The 17,476-nt window shown below is 72.5% G+C and carries 19 protein-coding genes; 8 read left to right on the plus strand and 11 right to left on the minus strand.

Features of this window, described 5'->3' with window-relative positions; translation table 11 throughout:
- The first annotated feature begins 130 nt into the window (after positions 1-130).
- Entirely contained in the window at positions 131-1,600 is a 1,470-nt protein-coding gene (locus ACSJD1_RS07240; protein ID WP_438854650.1) for a flavin monoamine oxidase family protein, read from the plus strand.
- On the opposite strand, the gene ACSJD1_RS07245 is transcribed toward ACSJD1_RS07240, so the two are convergent.
- The 4 genes from ACSJD1_RS07245 to ACSJD1_RS07260 all read right to left on the minus strand — a co-directional run bounded on the left by ACSJD1_RS07245 (position 1,597) and on the right by ACSJD1_RS07260 (position 4,805).
- Positions 1,597-2,409, minus strand: coding sequence for a Pr6Pr family membrane protein (locus ACSJD1_RS07245; RefSeq protein ID WP_438854651.1), 813 nt, complete (start codon positions 2,407-2,409; stop codon positions 1,597-1,599). The two genes, ACSJD1_RS07240 and ACSJD1_RS07245, sit on opposite strands and share 4 nt — an antisense overlap.
- A 61-nt stretch (positions 2,410-2,470) precedes the next feature.
- Positions 2,471-3,304 carry an amino acid ABC transporter ATP-binding protein gene (locus ACSJD1_RS07250; protein WP_438854652.1) on the minus strand — a complete coding sequence of 278 codons (834 nt, stop codon included), beginning with the start codon at positions 3,302-3,304 and terminating at the stop codon, positions 2,471-2,473.
- Positions 3,291-3,956 (minus strand): amino acid ABC transporter permease, encoded by a 666-nt coding sequence (locus ACSJD1_RS07255; protein WP_438854653.1) that lies wholly within the window; start codon positions 3,954-3,956, stop codon positions 3,291-3,293. The genes ACSJD1_RS07250 and ACSJD1_RS07255 overlap by 14 nt, the downstream gene beginning before the upstream one ends.
- Before the next feature lie 30 nt (positions 3,957-3,986).
- Positions 3,987-4,805, minus strand: coding sequence for an amino acid ABC transporter substrate-binding protein (locus tag ACSJD1_RS07260; RefSeq protein WP_438854654.1), 819 nt, complete (start codon positions 4,803-4,805; stop codon positions 3,987-3,989).
- 344 nt (positions 4,806-5,149) lie between these two features.
- Here ACSJD1_RS07260 and ACSJD1_RS07265 point away from each other — a divergent pair, with 344 nt between their 5' ends.
- Entirely contained in the window at positions 5,150-5,482 is a 333-nt protein-coding gene (locus ACSJD1_RS07265; RefSeq protein WP_438854655.1) for a hypothetical protein, read from the plus strand.
- A 151-nt stretch (positions 5,483-5,633) separates the two neighbouring features.
- Here the strand turns inward: ACSJD1_RS07265 and ACSJD1_RS07270 are convergent, their stop codons facing one another.
- From ACSJD1_RS07270 to ACSJD1_RS07280, 3 genes are all read right to left on the minus strand, one after another.
- Positions 5,634-6,107: a PaaI family thioesterase gene (locus ACSJD1_RS07270; protein ID WP_438854656.1), complete on the minus strand. Its 474-nt coding sequence runs from the start codon at positions 6,105-6,107 to the stop codon at positions 5,634-5,636.
- Positions 6,108-6,322: 215 nt separating this feature from the next.
- On the minus strand, positions 6,323-7,534 hold the full coding sequence (locus tag ACSJD1_RS07275; protein ID WP_438854657.1) for an acyl-CoA dehydrogenase family protein: 1,212 nt from the start codon (positions 7,532-7,534) through the stop codon (positions 6,323-6,325).
- Between the two features lie 66 nt (positions 7,535-7,600).
- Positions 7,601-8,758 carry a CaiB/BaiF CoA transferase family protein gene (locus ACSJD1_RS07280; protein ID WP_438854658.1) on the minus strand — a complete coding sequence of 386 codons (1,158 nt, stop codon included), beginning with the start codon at positions 8,756-8,758 and terminating at the stop codon, positions 7,601-7,603.
- Between the two features lie 116 nt (positions 8,759-8,874).
- Between ACSJD1_RS07280 and ACSJD1_RS07285 the strand changes: the two genes are divergently transcribed.
- The 4 genes from ACSJD1_RS07285 to ACSJD1_RS07300 all read left to right on the plus strand — a co-directional run bounded on the left by ACSJD1_RS07285 (position 8,875) and on the right by ACSJD1_RS07300 (position 13,561).
- Positions 8,875-9,645: a GntR family transcriptional regulator gene (locus ACSJD1_RS07285; protein ID WP_438854659.1), complete on the plus strand. Its 771-nt coding sequence runs from the start codon at positions 8,875-8,877 to the stop codon at positions 9,643-9,645.
- A complete protein-coding gene (locus ACSJD1_RS07290; protein ID WP_438854660.1) occupies positions 9,626-10,366 on the plus strand; it encodes a PDC sensor domain-containing protein in 741 nt (246 codons plus the stop codon). Before ACSJD1_RS07285 ends, ACSJD1_RS07290 begins: the two co-directional genes overlap by 20 nt.
- Positions 10,367-10,453: 87 nt before the next feature.
- Entirely contained in the window at positions 10,454-11,818 is a 1,365-nt protein-coding gene (locus ACSJD1_RS07295) for an NAD-dependent succinate-semialdehyde dehydrogenase (protein ID WP_438854661.1), read from the plus strand.
- A 204-nt stretch (positions 11,819-12,022) separates the two neighbouring features.
- Positions 12,023-13,561 (plus strand): APC family permease, encoded by a 1,539-nt coding sequence (locus tag ACSJD1_RS07300; RefSeq protein ID WP_438854662.1) that lies wholly within the window; start codon positions 12,023-12,025, stop codon positions 13,559-13,561.
- Between the two features lie 121 nt (positions 13,562-13,682).
- On the opposite strand, the gene glsA is transcribed toward ACSJD1_RS07300, so the two are convergent.
- Both glsA and ACSJD1_RS07310 read right to left on the minus strand, forming a co-directional pair.
- Positions 13,683-14,945, minus strand: coding sequence for a glutaminase A (glsA, locus tag ACSJD1_RS07305; RefSeq protein ID WP_438854663.1), 1,263 nt, complete (start codon positions 14,943-14,945; stop codon positions 13,683-13,685).
- Positions 14,942-15,307 carry an iron chaperone gene (locus ACSJD1_RS07310; RefSeq protein ID WP_438854664.1) on the minus strand — a complete coding sequence of 122 codons (366 nt, stop codon included), beginning with the start codon at positions 15,305-15,307 and terminating at the stop codon, positions 14,942-14,944. The genes glsA and ACSJD1_RS07310 overlap by 4 nt, the downstream gene beginning before the upstream one ends.
- Before the next feature lie 84 nt (positions 15,308-15,391).
- Between ACSJD1_RS07310 and ACSJD1_RS07315 the strand changes: the two genes are divergently transcribed.
- On the plus strand, positions 15,392-15,661 hold the full coding sequence (locus ACSJD1_RS07315) for an acylphosphatase (RefSeq protein WP_438854665.1): 270 nt from the start codon (positions 15,392-15,394) through the stop codon (positions 15,659-15,661).
- A 57-nt stretch (positions 15,662-15,718) separates the two neighbouring features.
- Here ACSJD1_RS07315 and ACSJD1_RS07320 read toward each other — a convergent pair whose 3' ends face one another.
- A complete protein-coding gene (locus ACSJD1_RS07320; RefSeq protein ID WP_438854666.1) occupies positions 15,719-16,528 on the minus strand; it encodes an FHA domain-containing protein in 810 nt (269 codons plus the stop codon).
- A 193-nt stretch (positions 16,529-16,721) separates the two neighbouring features.
- Between ACSJD1_RS07320 and ACSJD1_RS07325 the strand changes: the two genes are divergently transcribed.
- The gene (locus tag ACSJD1_RS07325) at positions 16,722-17,081 is read left to right on the plus strand and encodes an SPW repeat domain-containing protein (RefSeq protein WP_438854667.1); all 360 of its coding nucleotides are present in this window, start codon (positions 16,722-16,724) and stop codon (positions 17,079-17,081) included.
- Positions 17,082-17,087: 6 nt separating this feature from the next.
- Here the strand turns inward: ACSJD1_RS07325 and ACSJD1_RS07330 are convergent, their stop codons facing one another.
- The gene (locus ACSJD1_RS07330; protein WP_438854668.1) at positions 17,088-17,420 is read right to left on the minus strand and encodes a hypothetical protein; all 333 of its coding nucleotides are present in this window, start codon (positions 17,418-17,420) and stop codon (positions 17,088-17,090) included.
- Between the last annotated feature and the right edge of the window lie 56 nt (positions 17,421-17,476).

Consider the following 17,476-nt stretch of genomic DNA (forward strand, 5'->3'; position numbering starts at 1 on the left):
CGCCCCGCCCGGCGCCCGCCGCCCCGGCGGCCGCCCGCGGCCGCCGGGGGGGGCCCCCCCCCCCCGGGGGCGCCCCCCCCCCCCGCCGGCGTGCCGGGCCGTGCGAGCCCGAGCGGCTAGCCTGAGGCACATGGACGCACGCGGACCCGCCGGGGGGATGCCACGGCGCGCGTTCCTCGCGGCGACGCTCGGCGGCCTCGCCGTCACGCTCGCCGCGTGCACCGACGGCGACCCGGCGCCGACGCCGACCCCGACGCGCACGCCGGGGCCCACCCCGAGCGCGGGCGGCGTTCCCACCCCCGAGGCGTTCCTGCGCTCGCGGTGGAGCCGCGACCCGTTCACGCGCGGCGCGTTCAGCTTCGACGCCGTCGGCTCGACACCCGAGCTGCGTGCGGCGCTCGCCGACCCGATCGCCGACCGGCTCGTCATCGCGGGCGAGGGCACCTCGTCCGACGCGCCCGGCACCGTCCACGGCGCCTACGCCGAGGGCGTCCGCGCGGCGCGCACGATCGCCGACCTCGCAGACGAGGGCGACCGCATCGCGGTCATCGGAGCCGGCATCGCCGGGCTCGCCGCCGCGCGCACGCTCGCCGACGCCGGACTCGATGTCGTGGTGGTCGAGGCGGGCACGACGCTCGGCGGCCGGCTCCGCACCGTCGAGGACGACGCGTTCGGCGGCCCGGTGGTCCTCGGCAGCGTCTTCGCCTCCGACGGCGCCGAGCTCCGGCCGGTGCTCGCCGAGGCGGGGGTCGCGACGCGCCCGTTCACGCCGGTGGTCCAGGTCCGGACGCCCGACGGCGTCGTCGCCGAGCCCTCGCCCGACGGGTGGGAGGCGATCGCGACCGCGCAGGAATGGGCCGCGGGCAACTCGGCCGACGTGTCGCTCACGAACGCGCTCATCCGATCGGGCGCGGTCCCCATCTCCGGCGAGCCGGGCGCCGACGGCCTCAGCCCGCGCGATTGGCTCGTGAACGCGATCTCGACCGGAGTCGAGCCGACGACGGGCGCCGCGCCGACCCGGGTCTCCGCCGAGCGGTTCGACCCCGACATGGTGTGGCGCCCGACGTCGCGCGTGGTGAGCGGCTGGAGCGCGCTGATCGACCGCCTGGCCGACGGCCTCGCGATCGCCGGCTCGAGCGTCGTCACGACGATCTCCGTCGGCGACGACGGCGTCGGCCTCCGCCTCGACACGGGCGAGTCGCTCCGCATGCACCGCGTGATCGTGACGGCGTCGGTCGGCGTGCTGAAGACCGACACCATCGCCTTCGACCCGCCCCTCCCGCTGCTGCACCAGCGTGCGATCAGCGTGCTCGGCATGGGCGCCTCCGACGTCGTGTGGCTGGCGTTCGACGAGCCCTTCTGGCGCGCGGATGCCAACGGCGGGGCCTCGACCGACGGCGCAGCCGGCGACGCGAACGTCTTCACGCTCGTCGGCGCGACCCCGACGGTCGCCGCCTGGCTCGACGTGGGGGTGGATCCGCGGCGCCCGATCCTCCTCGGCATCCTGGCCGCCGAGCACGCACGGCGCATCGCAGAGCTCGACGACGACGCCGCGCTCGACGCGGTGCTCGCGTCGCTCGAGCCGTTCGCTCCGCGCTAGCGGGCGGCCCGCCGTCGCTCCCCGCGCCGCGCGAGCCGCCGGTGCACGCCGACGAGCACCGAGGTCAGGCCGACGAAGATGAGCAGGACGAGGACGCAGTAGACCGCCACGCCGAGGTAGCCGCCGACCTGCCCGGCATCGAGGAAGAAGTACGGGTACCACCCGATGTCGGCGCCGCGGATGAGCGTGTACACGAGCCATCCGGCCGGGAACACCAGTACCAGGCCGATCGTCGCCCAGGGCACAGGCGGATTCACCGCGATGACGGCGTCGACCGTCCACGCGACGAGGGCGAGCGCGGGCACGACGAAGTGCAGGAGCGTGTCGGACCAGGGCACCTCGAGCCGGTAGTCGCGTGTCGACGCCTGCACGGCGATGAGCCCGAAGACGATGCCCGAGACGAGCAGGTAGACGGTCACGACCGTCCGGAACGCGGCGAGCATCGGCGGGTCGCGATGCTGCGTGAGCGCGAACACCGCCGCGACCAGCAGCACGACGACGGCGAGCATCGCCGACTGGATCGTGAAGTAGCTGAAGAAGTTCACCGATGCGAACAGCGGGAACTCGAGCACGTACTGGTAGTTGCCGATCAGGGCGACGATCTCGACCACGGCGATCGCGAGGCGGAAGGCGCCGAGCGCGCGCCGCGACCTCGTCGCCCGCGCGAGGGCCGCCGGGTCGACCGCGAGCACGGCGGCCTCGGCCGGGGGCGCCTCGGCCTCGGCCTCGGGGCCGGGTTCGCGGGCGGCTGCGACACGCGCCGTGGCGCTCCCCGACCCCGAACCGGAGCCGAGGACGCGCGCGGACATGCCATCACGGTAGTCGCCCCGCCTCCACGCCCGTCGGGGATACGCCGAGGGCGCCCGCTCCTCAGTCGAGCGGCCGCAGGATCCGGTCGAGGAACCGGCGCGTGCGCTCCTCCCGAGGATTCGTGAAGATGTCCGTCGGCGCACCGCGCTCGACGATGACGCCCCCGTCCATGAAGAGCACCTCGTCGGCGGCCTGCTTCGCGAACTGCAGCTCGTGCGTCACGACGACCATGGTCCAGCCCTCGTCCGCGAGTTCCTTGATGACGTGCAGCACCTCGCCGACGAGCTCGGGGTCGAGCGCGCTCGTGGGCTCGTCGAAGAGCAGCAGGTCGGGCTTCAGCGCGAGCGCGCGGACGATGCCGACGCGCTGCTGCTGCCCACCCGAGAGCTGGTGCGGGTACTGGTCGCGCTTCTCGGACAGGCCGACGCGTTCGAGCAGGGCGGATGCCTCGGCGAGCGCCTGTGCCTTGGGCACCCGCTGCACGCGGATCGGTCCCTCCACGACGTTCTCGAGCACCGTCATGTGCGGGAACAGGTTGTGGTGCTGGAAGACCATCGCCGACCGGTCTCGCATCGCGAAGCGGTCGGCCTTGGCCGGAGGGCGGGCGAAGTCGATGGCGGGCCCGCCCTCGAACTCGATCGTGCCGGCATCCGGCGCCTCGAGCCCGTTGAGCGAGCGCAGCACGGTCGTCTTGCCCGACCCGCTCGGGCCGATGAGCGTCACGACCTCGCCGCGCCGCACCGTGAAGTCGATGCCGCGCAGCACCTCGTTCGACCCGAACGACTTGCGGATGCCGCGTGCCGACAGCAGCACCGGGGCATCCGTCGCCTCATCTCCGGTGGACGGGAGCGCGTCGCCGCCTGCGGGCGGGACGGGAGCGTCAGTGGGCGACATTGCGGTCCAGCCTCCTCTCGAGTCGCGTCTGCCCGCCCGAGAGCGCGAGGCAGAACAGCCAGTAGATCAGCGCCGCCTCGAGGTAGAGCAGCATGAACTCCTGGCTGAACGCCGCGATCTGCTGGGCGACGCGGAACAGCTCCGTCACGAGGATCAGCGACGCGAGCGACGTGTCCTTCACGAGCGAGATGAACGTGTTCGACAGCGGCGGCACCGACACGCGCGCGGCCTGCGGCAGGATGACTCGGCGGAGCGTCGTCGCGGGCGACATCCCGATCGTGTACGCCGCCTCCCACTGCCCCTTCGGGACCGACAGGATCGCGGCGCGGATCACCTCGGCGGCGTACCCGCCGACGTTCAGGGAGAACGCGATGATGGCGCTCGGCCACGGGTCGATCACGAGCCCGACGGCGGGCAGGCCGTAGAAGATCACGAAGAGCTGCACGAGCAGCGGCGTGCCGCGGATCACCGAGATGTAGAACCGGGCGATGCCCGACACCACGCGGTTCTTCGACAGCCGCATGAGCGCCACGGCGAGCGCGAGCACGAGTCCGATCGCGAACGATGCGAGGGCGAGCGGGATGGTGCCCGTGATCCCGCCCCACACGATCGGCCAGAACGACTCGAGGAACAGTTGCAGGCCCTCGTTCACGGGTCACCGCCTTCCTGGGACGGCGACAGGCTACTCGGTGACGTCGGTGCCGAAGTACTTCTCGCCGATCTCGGCGAGCGTGCCGTCGGCGGCGAGCTCGGCGAGCGCCTCGTCGATCGCGGCGACGAGCGCGTCCTTGTCCTGCGTCAGCGCGAACGCGCTCTCCGAGGTCTCGTCGGTCTCGGCGGCGACCTCGACGCCCGCGTCGGGCGTCGTGTTCACGTAGTCGAGGAAGGTCAGCTGGTCGTTGATCGTCGCGTCGACCCGGCCCTGCTGGAGGAGTGCCACGGCCTGCGCCCAGCCCTCGACGGCCTCGACCTGCGCGCCCGACTCGGTCGCGAGCTCGTACCAGTTGCTCGTGAGCGACTGCGCGGTGGTCCTGCCCGCGAGGTCGTCGAACGACGAGATCGACGTGTCGCCCTCGTTCACGACGACGACGCCGCGCGAGATCGTGTACGGCGTGCTGAACAGGTACTGCTCCTCACGCTCGGGCGTGATCGAGACCTGGTTCGCGATCACGTCGAAGCGGCCCGCGTCGAGGCCCGCGAAGATCGCGTCCCACTGCGTCTCCTGGAAGGAGATCTCGAGGCCGAGCTTGTCGGCGACGGCCTCGGCCACCTCGACGTCGTAGCCGACGAGGTCGCCCGAGCCGTCCTCGTGGTAGCTGAACGGACGGTAGGTGCCCTCGGTCGCCACCGTGAGCGTTCCGGCCTGCACGAGGCCGTACTCGTCGCCCGCGGCATCCGCCCCGCCCGATGCGCCGTCGCTCGTCGAGCACGCGGCGAGCGCGAGGACGGCGGCGGATGCGGCGGCGAGGCCGAGCAGGGTGCGGGTGCGAGTGCGGGTCATACGTGGTGCTCCGATCGTGACGTGGAAGTGCCCGGCGGGATCGTGCCGGCTGCCGGAGACGGCAGTGGGCCCCGGGCGGGTGCGGACGAGTCCAGCACGGCCGGGGCCACGTGGTGAAACCCGATGACCCCGGATTTCATTTCCGATCCGCCCCGATCCGACCCCGATCCGGGTCGGAACCCGGCGGCTCCCGGGGTGGGGGGCACGCACATGCGCGCGCGGGCATACACGTTCGGGCGCCCGCTGCGCAATGGGCGGCGGCGGCGATTTCCACGTGGCTAGGCTGGCGCGGTCGAGGGGCGGATCCCCTCGTCGCACTGCCCCCGCAGAACGAAGGAACCCGAATGATCACGCTCTCCTGGCTCCTCCTCATCGCCCTCGTCGGCGGCGTCCTCGCGATCGTCGACGGCATCTGGCGCCTGCGCGCACGCGGCGGCTCGACGGTGATCGGCATCATCGAGATCATCGTCGCCGGACTCTTCGTGCTGTCGCTGTTCCTGCCCGGCATCCCCTTCGGATCGCTGGTGCTCGGCGTCGCGACGCTCGTCGTGCTCGTCGTCGCGCTCGTCATGCGCGGACGCCTCGGCATGACCCTCACGATCATCGCCCTCGTGCTCGTCGCGATCTGGCTGGTGCTCGTGAACCACTGGCTCGTCATCCCTGGCATCAACAGCTGACCGGTCCGGCGCCCCCCGCGCCGAGCCGAGCGAGGCCGGCACCCGCCCAGGGTGCCGGCCTCGCGGCGTCCGGCCACGCGGTACCTGCCCCCCAGCGGTCCCGGCATCGCGGGCGGAAACGCGGCACGGGCCGCGCAGCCGCGCGCCGCACTCAGGTCGCGCGGGCGTCGGTGACCCGACGCTTCTCGCGCACGTACACCTCGCGCCGGACCCGCGCGACCACGTCGCCGTCGGCGTCGACGATGTCGGTCTCGAACCACTCGAGGACCTTCGCACCGCCGTGCGCGCGCCGGCGCAGGTCCTCGGCGCGTTCGCGCGGCACCTCGAACCGGGCGGTGAGCACGCCCCGACCCGGCTTCACGAACTCGATCTCGCCGCGCGTGTCCCAAACGACGAATTCGCCGCCGAGCTGGTGGCGGACGAGCATGAAGAAGTACGGGTCGGTCATCGCCGACATCGAGCCGCCGAACGCCGTCTTCACGTAGTTCCGTGTGAAGGCGTTGACGTGCAGCGCGACCTCGGCGCTCGTCCAGTCCGGCGCGAAGCGCCGTACCCGGATGCCGCTGAACAGGTTCGGAGCCCAGAGGCTCATGCCGATGGCCAGTCGTCGAGGGGTCATGCGCATCGGTCCAGTGTGGCGCGCGGCCGCGGCATCCGCTCGCCGCTCGTCGGTTCCCCACAATCGCCCGTGCGCTCGCGCGCACGTGCCACGAGAGGATGCCGAACGACGCCAACGCCGCCTGCGAACCATCGTTCGGCATACCCTCGTCGACGGGCGCCCTCGCGCGGTGCCCGCCCCGGACCCTACCCTCGTGGCCCGGGCGGGGCCCGCGCCGCGCCTCAGAAGGCGCTGAGGCCCGTGAGCGCGCGGCCGATGACGAGCTGGTGCACCTCGTCGGTGCCCTCGTACGTGCGGACGGACTCGAGGTTCGCCGCGTGGCGCATGACCGGGAACTCGTTGGTGATGCCGTCGCCCGCGAGGATCGCGCGCGCCTCGTGCGCGATGCGCAGCGCCTCCCGCACCGAGTTGAGCTTGCCGACCGAGATCTGCGCGGGCGTCAGGGCTCCGCGCTCCTTGAGGCGGCCGAGGTGCAGCGCGAGCAGGATGCCCTTCTCGACCTCGACGAGCATGTCGGCCAGCTTGGCCTGGATCAGCTGGTTCGCGCCGATCGGCCTGCCGAACACCTCGCGCGTGATCGAGCGGCCGAGCGCCGACTCCAGGCACGAACGGGCCGCTCCCATCGCCCCCCAGACGATGCCGTAGCGCGCCTCGTTGAGGCATCCGAACGGGCCCGAGAGCCCGCGAGCGCCCGGCAGCATCGCGTCGGCAGGCAGTCGGACGCCCTCGAACGTCACGTCGCACTGCACCGACGCACGCATCGACAGCTTGCCGTCGATCGGCGTCGCCGTGAAGCCCGCCGTCGTGGTCGGCACGAGGAACCCGCGCACGACGCCGTGGTCATCGCCCGACGGGTCGTCGACCTTCGCCCAGACGACGGCCACGTCGGCGAGCGAGGCGAGCCCGATCCAGCGCTTCACGCCGTCGAGCACCCACTCCTCGCCCTCCCGGCGCGCGGTGGTCGTCATCGCCGCCGGGTCGCTGCCGCCCTGCGGCTCGGTGAGCGCGAAGCATCCGATCAGCTCGCCGGCGGCCATGCCGGGCAGCCACCGCTGCTTCTGCTCCTCCGAGCCGTACTTGTGGATCGCGCTCATCGCGAGCGAGCCCTGCACCGACACGAAGGTGCGCCAGCCCGAGTCGGCCGCCTCGAGCTCGAGGCACACGAGGCCGTAGGCGACCGCGCCGGCGCCGGCGCATCCGTAGCCGGTGAGGTGCATGCCGAGGAAGCCGAGCTCGCCCGCCTCCCGCACGAGCTCGCGGCGGAAGACCTTGTCCTCGAAGTCCTGCTCGATGATGGGCGCGATGCGCTCCTGCGCGAACCGGCGCGCACGGTCGCGCCAGGCGAGCTCCTCTTCGGTGAGGAGCGCGTCGACGTCGAACACCGCGTCGATGCGGGGTGCGGTCACGGTCGCCTCGGTCTCGGTGGCGGTCATGTCGGTCCTTTCGTGTGGTCCTGGGGCCCGGTCGGGGCGGTCGGTGCGGTCGGCGGCGGCTCGCGCTCAGTCGCGTGGAAGCCAGTCCGCGCCGCGATGGGCGTCGAGCCCCGGCGGAGCGGTGCGGTACACGGCCCCGCCGACGGAGAGTCGGATCGGGTCGGCGACGGAGCGGTGCGCCGGCCCCGCGGCGTCGGCCTCGCGCGTCTCGGCGACGGGGTCGAGGCCGAGCGCCTCGGCGAAGGCGATCGCCTCGGCGACGTCGTTCACGAGCCCCGCGGGCACGCCCGCGGCGGCGAGCGCGTCGATCCAGTGCGCGGCGGATGCCCCGGCGAGCGCCTGCTCGAGCATCGCCCGAAGCTCGTCGCGATGCGCCACCCGGTCGGCGTTGGTGAGGAAGCGGGCGTCGTCGGCGAGGTCGTGCAGTCCGAGCACGCCGGCCAGCGCGCGGAACTGCCGGTCGTTGCCGACCGCGATGACGAGTTCGCGGTCGGCCGCGCGGAACACGGCGTAGGGCGCGATGCTCGGGTGCTGGTTGCCGAGCCGGCGTGGCGGGGTGCCCGTCGCGAGCGTCGACGACGCCTGGTTGGTGAGCGCCGAGAGCAGGCTCTGCAGGAGGTTCACCTCGACGAGGCATCCGGCCCCGGTGCGATCGCGTTCGCGAAGGGCGAGGAGGATCCCGGCGACGGCGTTCTGCCCGGTCAGCACGTCGACGAGCGCGACACCGACCTTCGACGGCTCGCCGTCGGGATCGCCCGTGATGCTCATGAGGCCGCCGACGGCCTGCACGAGCAGGTCGTATCCGGCGAGCGCGGCGCCCTCGCCCGTGCCGAAGCCCGTGATCGAGCAGTAGACGGCGGCCGGATTCAGCGATCGCACGTCGTCGTACGCCAGTCCGAACCGCGCCATGACGCCCGGCCGGAAGTTCTCGATCACCACGTCGGCGGATGCCGCGAGCCGGCGCGCCTCGGCGAGACCCGCGGCATCCGTCAGGTCGAGCGCGATCGAGCGCTTGTTGCGGTTCACGCCGCCGAAGTACGTGGCGCGGCCGGTCGCATCGACGGGCGGGGTCCAGTGCCTGGTGTCATCGCCGGCGGGCGGCTCGATCTTGATGACGTCGGCGCCGAAGTCGGCGAGCATCATGGTCGCGTAGGGGCCGGCGAGCACCCGCGAGAAGTCGGCGACGCGCACGCCGGCGAGCGGCCCGGTGGTTCGCTCGTGCATGGCATCCGCCCTCGCTGGAGGCGGCCGTCGTCGGCCGCGATGGAATTCTTCCTATATTGAATGATTTTGCGGCGCGGCGCCAGTCGGCCCTCTCGGGCTCGGCTAGCCTGAGTCGCATGGAAGCGAGGGTGGGTCCTGGAGCGCGCGAGGCCGTGTTCGCCCAGCTCGCCGACCAGGGCCGCGCCGAGCAGGTCGCGCAGCGCCTCACCGACGGCATCGTCCTGGGCGTCCTGCACCCCGGCGAGCGCCTGCCCAGCGAACCCGAGCTCGCCCGCCGCTTCGGCGTGGCGCTGATCACCGTGCGCGAGGGGCTCGGCATCCTCCGCGAGGCCGGCCTCGTCGAGACCCGGCGCGGCCGCGACGGCGGCAGCTTCGTCGTGGAGGACGTGGGCGGTCACCGTTCACTCCTCACCACCCGCCTGCGCGGGCTCGCGCAGGTCGAGCTCAGCGACATGGCCGTCTACTTCGGCGCGATCCTCGCGGGTGCCGCCGAGCGGGCCGCGGAACGCGCGGCCGAGGGCGACGGCGCACGTCTCGGGGCGTGGCTCGCCGCCGCCGACTTCGGCACCGCGGCATCCGCCCGCACCAACCAGGGCGGCTTCTTCCTCGAGGTCGCCGTGCTCAGCCAGTCGGCCCGTCTGGTCCGCGAGCAGATCCGACTCCAGGCCGAGTTCGGGCCGCTCCTCCTGCTCGGACTCGACGACGACGCGGCGCGCGCCGAGGTCGTCGCGTGCGACCGCGCGATCGTGCGGTCCGTGACGGCGGGGCGACCGGCGAAGGCGCGCGACGCGGCCTCGGCCCTCGTGCGCGTGCTCTCCGAGCAGCTCCTCGCCGCGAAAGCCCGGGTCGAACGGGGAGGGAGCCTCGATGAGCCGATCAGCGCGTGAGGTCGCGGCGACCGTCGCCGGGCTCTTCACCGGGGTCTTCGACCAGCTCGCCGCGTGGCGTGCGCCCATCGAGCAGGTCATCGCCGCCTCGCCCGAGGTGCGACCGGCCGACCTCGACACCGCGGTCGCCGACCTCGTGATGCCGCGCATCGTCGAGGACGACCCGCTGCTCGTCGGCGCGGGCTTCATCGCCGACGGCGAGATCGTGCGCGGCCGCGACGTGCACTTCGCCTGGTGGCTCGGCCCGCTCGACGCGAACCCGGTGCTCGGTTCGACGACCGAACCGACGCGACTCGACCTCACCACGCGCGGCTACACCGAGTACCTGCGCGACTTCCGGGCGCTGGAGTGGTACGCGATCCCGGCGACGACGCGGCACGCGCACGTGACCGGCCCGTACGTCGACCACCTCTGCACGTGCGACTACATCCTGACGCTGACGATGCCCGTGCACGCCCGCACGAGCGGCGACGACGACGCGCGGATGGTCGGCGTGGTGGGAGCGGATGTCGCGGTCCGCCGCCTCGAGCAGGAGCTCCTCGCCGCCTTCCTCGACGTGCCCGAGCCGCTCGCACTCGTGAACGCCGACGGCCGCGTCGTCCTCTCGACCGAGCCCACCCTGCAGGTCGGCCAGCTGGCGGGGACGTGGGCGAACGGGGAACCGTGCGCGGGCACGCCGTTCCGGGTGCTCGTCCGGCCCGCGGCATCCGCCTCGAAATAAATCATCCGTTGTTATATCTTTGACGGACGAGCGTATGCACCGCGGCAGACGGGCTCTGGCGCGTGTGCACCCGAGAAGGAGAACCCCATGAGCTATGCCGTGACCAATCCCGCCACGGGCGAGACGGTCAAGACGTTCCCGACCATCACCGACGCGGAGCTCGAGGCGGCCATCGCCTCGGCGGCCGATGCGCACGCGACCTGGTCGAAGACGACGACCGTCGAGGAGCGCGCCGCGCTCATCCGCCGTGTCGGCGAACTGCACGTCGAGCGCCGCCAGGAACTCGCCGAGATCATCGTGCGCGAGATGGGCAAGCCCATCGAGCAGGCGCTCGCCGAGGCCGACTTCGCCGGCGCCATCTACGAGTACTACGCCGACCACTCCGCCGAGTTCCTGAAGGACGAGCCCGTCGCGCTGCTCGACGGCGAGGGTTCGGCGATCATCCGCCGCAGCTCGCTCGGCCCGCTCCTCGGCGTCATGCCGTGGAACTTCCCGTACTACCAGGTCGCGCGCTTCGCGGGCCCGAACGTGATCATCGGCAACACGATCATCCTGAAGCACGCGGAGCAGTGCCCCGAGTCGGCCGCCGCGATCGAGCAGATCTTCCGCGACGCCGGCGCCCCCGAGGGCGTCTACGTCAATGTCTACGCGTCGCACGACCAGATCGCGACCGTCATCGCCGACCCGCGTGTGCAGGGCGTCTCGCTCACCGGCTCCGAGCGTGCCGGCGCCGCGGTCGCGGAGCTCGCGGGCAAGCACCTGAAGAAGGTCGTGCTCGAGCTCGGCGGCTCCGACCCCTTCATCCTGCTCTCGACCGACGACCTCGACGCGACCGTGCAGAACGCGGTCGACGCGCGCCTCGACAACAACGGCCAGTCGTGCAACGCGGCCAAGCGCTTCATCGTCATCGACGAGCTCTACGAGCCCTTCCTCGAGAAGTTCACCGCGAAGATCGCCGAGGTCGAGGCGACCGACCCGACCTCGTCGGACTCGGCGCTCGGCCCGCTGTCGTCGCTCAAGGCCGCTGAGGGCCTCGACGAGCAGGTCAAGCGCGCAGTCGAGCACGGCGCGACGCTCGTGCACGGCGGTTCGCGCGAGGGCGCGTTCTTCCAGACCACGGTGCTGACGGATGTCTCGAGCGACAACCCCGCCTCGAAGGAGGAGTTCTTCGGCCCGGTCGCGCAGGTCTACCGCGCCGCCGACGAGGCGGAGGCCGTGCGCCTCGCGAACGACATCCCGTTCGGCCTGGGCTCGTACGTCTACACGACCGACCAGGAGCAGGCGATGCGCGTCGCCGACGCGATCGAGGCCGGCATGGTCTTCGTGAACCTCGTGCTCGCCGACGGCGCCGAGCTGCCCTTCGGCGGCGTGAAGCGCTCCGGTTCGGGCCGTGAGCTCGGCCGCTTCGGCGCCGACGAGTTCGTCAACAAGAAGATGATCCGCATCGGCTGACGCCGAGTCCTCGGCTGACACCCGATCCCGCGAGCCCCCGGTCCCCGTGACCGGGGGCTCGTGCGTGGTGCGCGGTCCCGAGACATCCGCTTCGAGAAAATCATCCGGTTCTATAGATATAGAGCCGAAGGTATGGCAGCATGGCGCCACACCAGCGTCCAGGGGTGGGACTGGCGCGATCGATGATGATCACGAAAGGCAGAGATGTCCGAACCCGCGAAGCGAGCCGAACTCGGCGACGCGCAGCACCTCGAGGTCCTCGGCTACCAGGACTCGTTCAACCGCTCCATGAGCCTCTGGGCGAACTTCGCCCTCGGCTTCACCTACCTCTCGCCGCTCGTCGGCGTCTACTCGCTGTTCGCGCTCGCGCTCACCGTCGGCGGGCCGCCGTCGATCTGGTGGATCGTCATCGTCGGCGCCGGCCAGCTCCTCGTGTCGCTCGTCTTCGGCGAGGTCGTCTCCCAGTACCCGATCCACGGCGGCATCTACCCCTGGGCGCGACGCCTGTGGGGCCGCCGCTACGCCTGGATGGCCGCGTGGGTCTACATCTGGGCCATGATCGTCACGATCACCGCGGTCGCCGAGTACGGCTCGGGCTTCGCAGCCAGCCTGTTCGGCCTCGAGCACACGGCCGACACGACGCTGTGGATCACCCTCGGGCTCCTGCTCGTCGCGCTGCTCATCAACCTCTCGGGCACGAAGTGGCTCGCGCGCATCGCGCGCATCGGCCTCGCCGCCGAGCTCATCGGCGTCATCGGCCTCGGCCTCTACCTGCTGATCTTCCAGCGCAAGCAGGAGTTCTCGGTGTTCTTCGACACCATGGGCGTCGAGGGCGACGGCACCTACCTCGCCGCGTTCGTCGGCGCGGCGCTCGCCGGCCTGTTCCTCTTCTACGGCTTCGAGGCGTGCGGCGACGTCGCCGAGGAGGTCGAGAACCCGGCCCGGCGCATCCCGCGCGCGATGATCCTGACGATCCTCGTGGGCGGCGTCTCGGCGCTCTTCTCGTTCGGCGGCTACGTGCTCGCCGCACCCGACCTGCAGGCCATCGTCGCCGGCGAGGACGCGGACCCCATCCCGGCCATCCTCGAGTCGACCCTCGGCCCGGTGGGCGCGAAGATCTTCCTCGTCGTGGCGATCACGGCGTTCCTCTCGTGCGTGCTGAGCCTCCAGGCCGCCGCGAGCCGCCTGCTGTTCTCGTTCGCGCGCGACGGCATGCTCCCCGGCCACCGTTGGCTGTCGAAGGTCACCGAGGGCAGCAAGGTCCCCGCGAACGCGCTCATCGTCGCCTGCACGGTGCCCGCGATCATCGCGGTGCTCGTCTGGCTGAACGCCGACCTGCTCTACCCGGTCACCGCGTTCGCCGTGCTGGGCATCTACGTCGCGTTCCAGATGGTCGTGCTCGCCGCGCTCCGCCAGCGGCTCCGCGGCTGGAAGCCCGCCGGGCCGTTCTCGCTCGGCCGCTGGGGCCTCGTCGTGAACATCGTCGCGCTCGCCTACGGCGTGTTCGCGATGATCCTGCTCGCGACGCCCGGCACCTCCGGCGACCCGGTCACGGACTGGATCGTGCTCATCGGCCTCGGCATCGTCCTCGGCACGGGTCTGCTCTACCTGTTCCTCGCCCGCCCCGATCGCCTCTCGGACGCACCGGCCGGCGACGCGATCGACGTCGCCGAGCGGCTTCGGGCCCACGGCGCCGCCACGGTCCGGACCGACACCGCCGCAGCGGGCGAGCCCGTCGCCTGATCGGCCTCCGGGTCGAGAGGGGCGACTCGGTTCCGGTCCGGAACGGCGCGCGGTCGGCCGTCACGGACCACGAAGCGCCCCGGGGCATCTTGCCTCGGGGCGCTTCGCCGTCGTCGCGTGGTCAGTTCCGGTCGTCGACGCCGAACTGCTCGAGCACGTCGCCCGGCGCGCCGACCGGGTGCACCTCGACGCCCGCCGCCTCCGCCGCGGCGGCGGTCGCGCCGAGCAACTGCTCCGCGATCCCCGCGACCGCGGTGACGTCCCCGAAGTCGAGCCGGACGATCCGGGCACCGGTGTGCTCGAGGACCCGACCGACGTCGTGCACGATCTGCTCCGCCGCGACGAAGTCGAGCTCGCCGCGCAGGTCGAACGTGACGGTCCCGGCCTCGGCGTCGACGTCGACCTCCGCGACCGGCGAGACCGGTTCGACGACGTGGTCGAACATGTGCAGCCCGAACCGGTCGGCGAGCGCCTCGAGCATCGCGACCCCGCGGGCGCTGTTGCCCGCCTCGTCGAGGGGCGGCGAGTAGACGCCCACGCCGAACTCGCCCGGCCGCACGGCGACGATGCCGCCGCCGACCCCCGACTTCGCGGGCATGCCGACGCGGAACGCCCACGCGCCCGACCGGTCGTACATCCCGCAGGTGGCCATCACCGAGAGCGTGTCGCGTGCCGCACGCGCTCCGACCACGCGCTCGCGCGTGATGGGGTGCACGCCGCCGTTCGCGAGCGTGGCCCCCATCAGGGCGAGGTCGGCCGTGGTGACGCGCAGCGCGCACTGCCGGAAGTACGGGTCGGTCGCGGCGTCCACGTCGTCGGTCGCGAGCGAGCCGGCGGCGAGCGCGAGTCCCGCCAGGGCGCGGTTCCGGTGCCCGGTCTCCGCCTCCGACCGGTACACGTCGTCGTCGACGTCGAGCTCCCGCCCCGCGAAGCGCGAGAGCGCGTCGCGGATGCGCCGGAACCGCTCGTCCGCGTCGTCCGCGGGCACGAGCGACGTCGTGACGATCGCGCCGGCGTTGATGAACGGGTTCTCGGGCCGACCGCGCTCGTCGAGGCTGATCGCGTTGAACGGCTCGCCGCTCGGCTCCACGCCGATGTGCTCGTGCACCGCGTCCGCGCCGACCTCCTCGCACGCGAAGGCGTACACGAACGGCTTCGACGCCGACTGGATGGTGAATGCGGCGTCGGCGTCGCCGGCGCCGTAGGTCCGGCCGAGCACGCTCGCGATGGTGACGCCGAACGCGTCGCGATCGGCGTCGGCGAGCTCGGGGATGTAGTCGGCGACCGTGCCCTCGGCCACGCGGGCGGCGACGTCGCGAAGGGTGTCCGCGAGGACGCGGTCGACCGCGGCGCCGAGCAGTCGCGACCGGTCGTCGGCGCTCACGCGCGGCGGCGGCCGGATGCCGCGTCGATCTCGTCGCGGCGCAGGCTCACGAGGCGGCGCACGGCCTCCTCCGGCAGCGGATGCTCCGGGGTGAAGCGGACGGTTCCCTTGCTGCGTTCGAACCCCTCCAGCACGTCGTGGGCCGCATCGATGACCGCGGGGCTGAACGGATAGAACCCGATGTGCGCCTTCGCCTCCATGACCGCGAGAAGCGGCTTGCCCGCATGGCGCAGGGCGGGCATGCCGTAGCTGCGCCCCTCCTCGGCGTCGGGCACCACCTCGCGCGCGATGAAGTACACGCCCTCGATGGTCGATCGCGCCGGCTCGTGCAGCCCGGCGACGTACTCGGTGACCTCCCCCATGGCCGTCATCGTACGCGGGCGGCTCGGGCGCGGCATCCGCGCGGCCGGCGCGCACCCGGTCTACCCTCGTCGCAGGGGGGTCGCATGATCCGGCAGCGCGTCATCGTCCACGGCCGCGTCCAGGCGGTCGGCTTCCGGTTCAGCGCGCGCGTCGAGGCGCAGCGCCTCGGGATCTCGGGATGGATCCGCAATCGCAACGACGGCGCGGTCGAGGCCGAGATCGAGGGCGAGGAGGCATCCGTCGCCGCCATGCTGGCCTGGCTCGACGAGGGTCCGCCCGGCGCCGACGTCACCTCGCTCAGCACCGCCGACCTCGCGCCCACCGGCGAGCGCGGCTTCCGTGTCCTGAGCTGACGACGACGAGCGGATGCCGCGGCCCGACGTCGCCCGTCGCCGCTCGGCCGTGGGACGTCACGGCGCGGTCGACTGAGCGGGCTGGTCGCCGGTGAACGTCCCGCTCAGGGTCGCGACGCCGAACGCGAGCGCGGCTCCCCCGACGCCGAGCACGAGCACCGTGACGATCGCAGCGACGAAGACCGGGAGGCCGCGGCTGCGCCTGGGGACCTCGAAGCCCATCGGCGCGGTCGCGGCCGATGCGGCGGGTGCCGGATCCGACGGCGAGGCGCCGCCGCGTGGCGTGACCACGGCGCCCGGCACACCCCCGACGACCGAGGTCGGCGGCGGGTCGGGCACCCGACGCAGCGCGTCCTTGGCGAGCTGCGCGAGCGCGGCCGCCATCCCGGTGAGCGGTGCGGCGATCCACGGCGCGATCCCGCCCAGGCCGGTGGTGACCTGCACCACCACGCCGACCCCGAGGAGCATCAGGGTCACGAGCCCGCCGACGACGACCGCACGCCCGATCCGCACCGTACCGCGGCGCGGTGCGACGCGCGGGATGGGCCGCTCCCGGGGTCCGAGGTACGACAGCTCGAGCGAGCCGAGCCCGACGAGGTCGCCGTGATGGAGCTCCAGCGGCCGACCGGCGCTCGCGCCGTTGACCGACGTGCCGTTGGTGGAACCCGCGTCCTCGATGGTGACGGTGTCGCCGGCGCGCACGAGCCGAGCGTGCTGACGGCTCACCCCCTCGACGTCGAGGACGATCCCGCACGACGGGTCGCGTCCGACGACGGTCGTGCCGGGCGGGACCGCGAGGCGTCGCCCTCCCCACCGGCCCCCGACCACGAGGAGGGTCGGTTCCGATGCTGCGTGCTGAGGTGACATCCGACGGCCTGCCGGCGGCCGAGGCGGCTCGCCGCGACCACGCGTCGAGCGTACGCCGCCCCGGGGCTCCGGGCCACTCGCGGGATGGGTCGGTCGAGGTGGGACTTCGGTCCATTGACCGGACGGTCGGTCGGGAATACCGTCGAGGTGACACCCAGATATGGGAGCCGCCACCTGAAGGAGGTTGGTTTCTATGAAGAAGTGGACGCGATGGGAAGACTGGGTGGCGATCGCCGCCGGTCTGGCAGTCGCACTGTCGACGATGTTCCTCACTCCGATGGGGGCATCGGTCTCGATGATGGTGGTGCTCGGCGCACTGCTCGTCGTCTCCGGCGTCGTGAACCTGGCCTGGCCGGGCATGGTGGCGATGGAGTACGTGCAGGGCGGACTCGGCCTGCTGCTGATCGTCTCGCCGTGGGTCGGCCGCTACGTGGAGACGGGGGCCTTCGGGCCCGCGTGGATGTCGTGGATCTGCGGCGCGATCGTCGTGGTCGTCGCCGGCCTCGCCATCCGCCCCGCGATGCGCGCGCACCACGACGCGATCACCCACTGAGCGCGATCACAGGCTGATCGCCGCACCCGAGGGCCGGCTGCTCGGGACGCCCCGGGCACCCGGCGCCTCGGCGCGCCTGCGCGGTCGGAACTGCCGCACGCAGAGCACGAGCATGATCGCCGACGCCACCAGGTAGAACGAGTGCAGCAGCCAGACCGGCCCGAGCGGCAGGCTGAACACGTACACCGAGTACACGACGTTCGCGCCGTTGATCATCGCGATGCTCCCGAGGCTGTACGAGCCCACGTCGTGGGTGCGGAGGGCCTTCCACACCATCGGCAGGTTCGCGGTCGCGAACACGACGGCTGCGACCATCCCTGCGAGCACCGGAACATCCATGTCCGCGACGCTACGCGCGGCACGGTTCCCGCCGCGTCGGGAGAAGCACGCAACCT

This window comes from Agromyces excoecariae, from assembly GCF_051715505.1.
In the GTDB taxonomy this organism is placed as follows: Bacteria; Actinomycetota; Actinomycetes; order Actinomycetales; family Microbacteriaceae; genus Agromyces.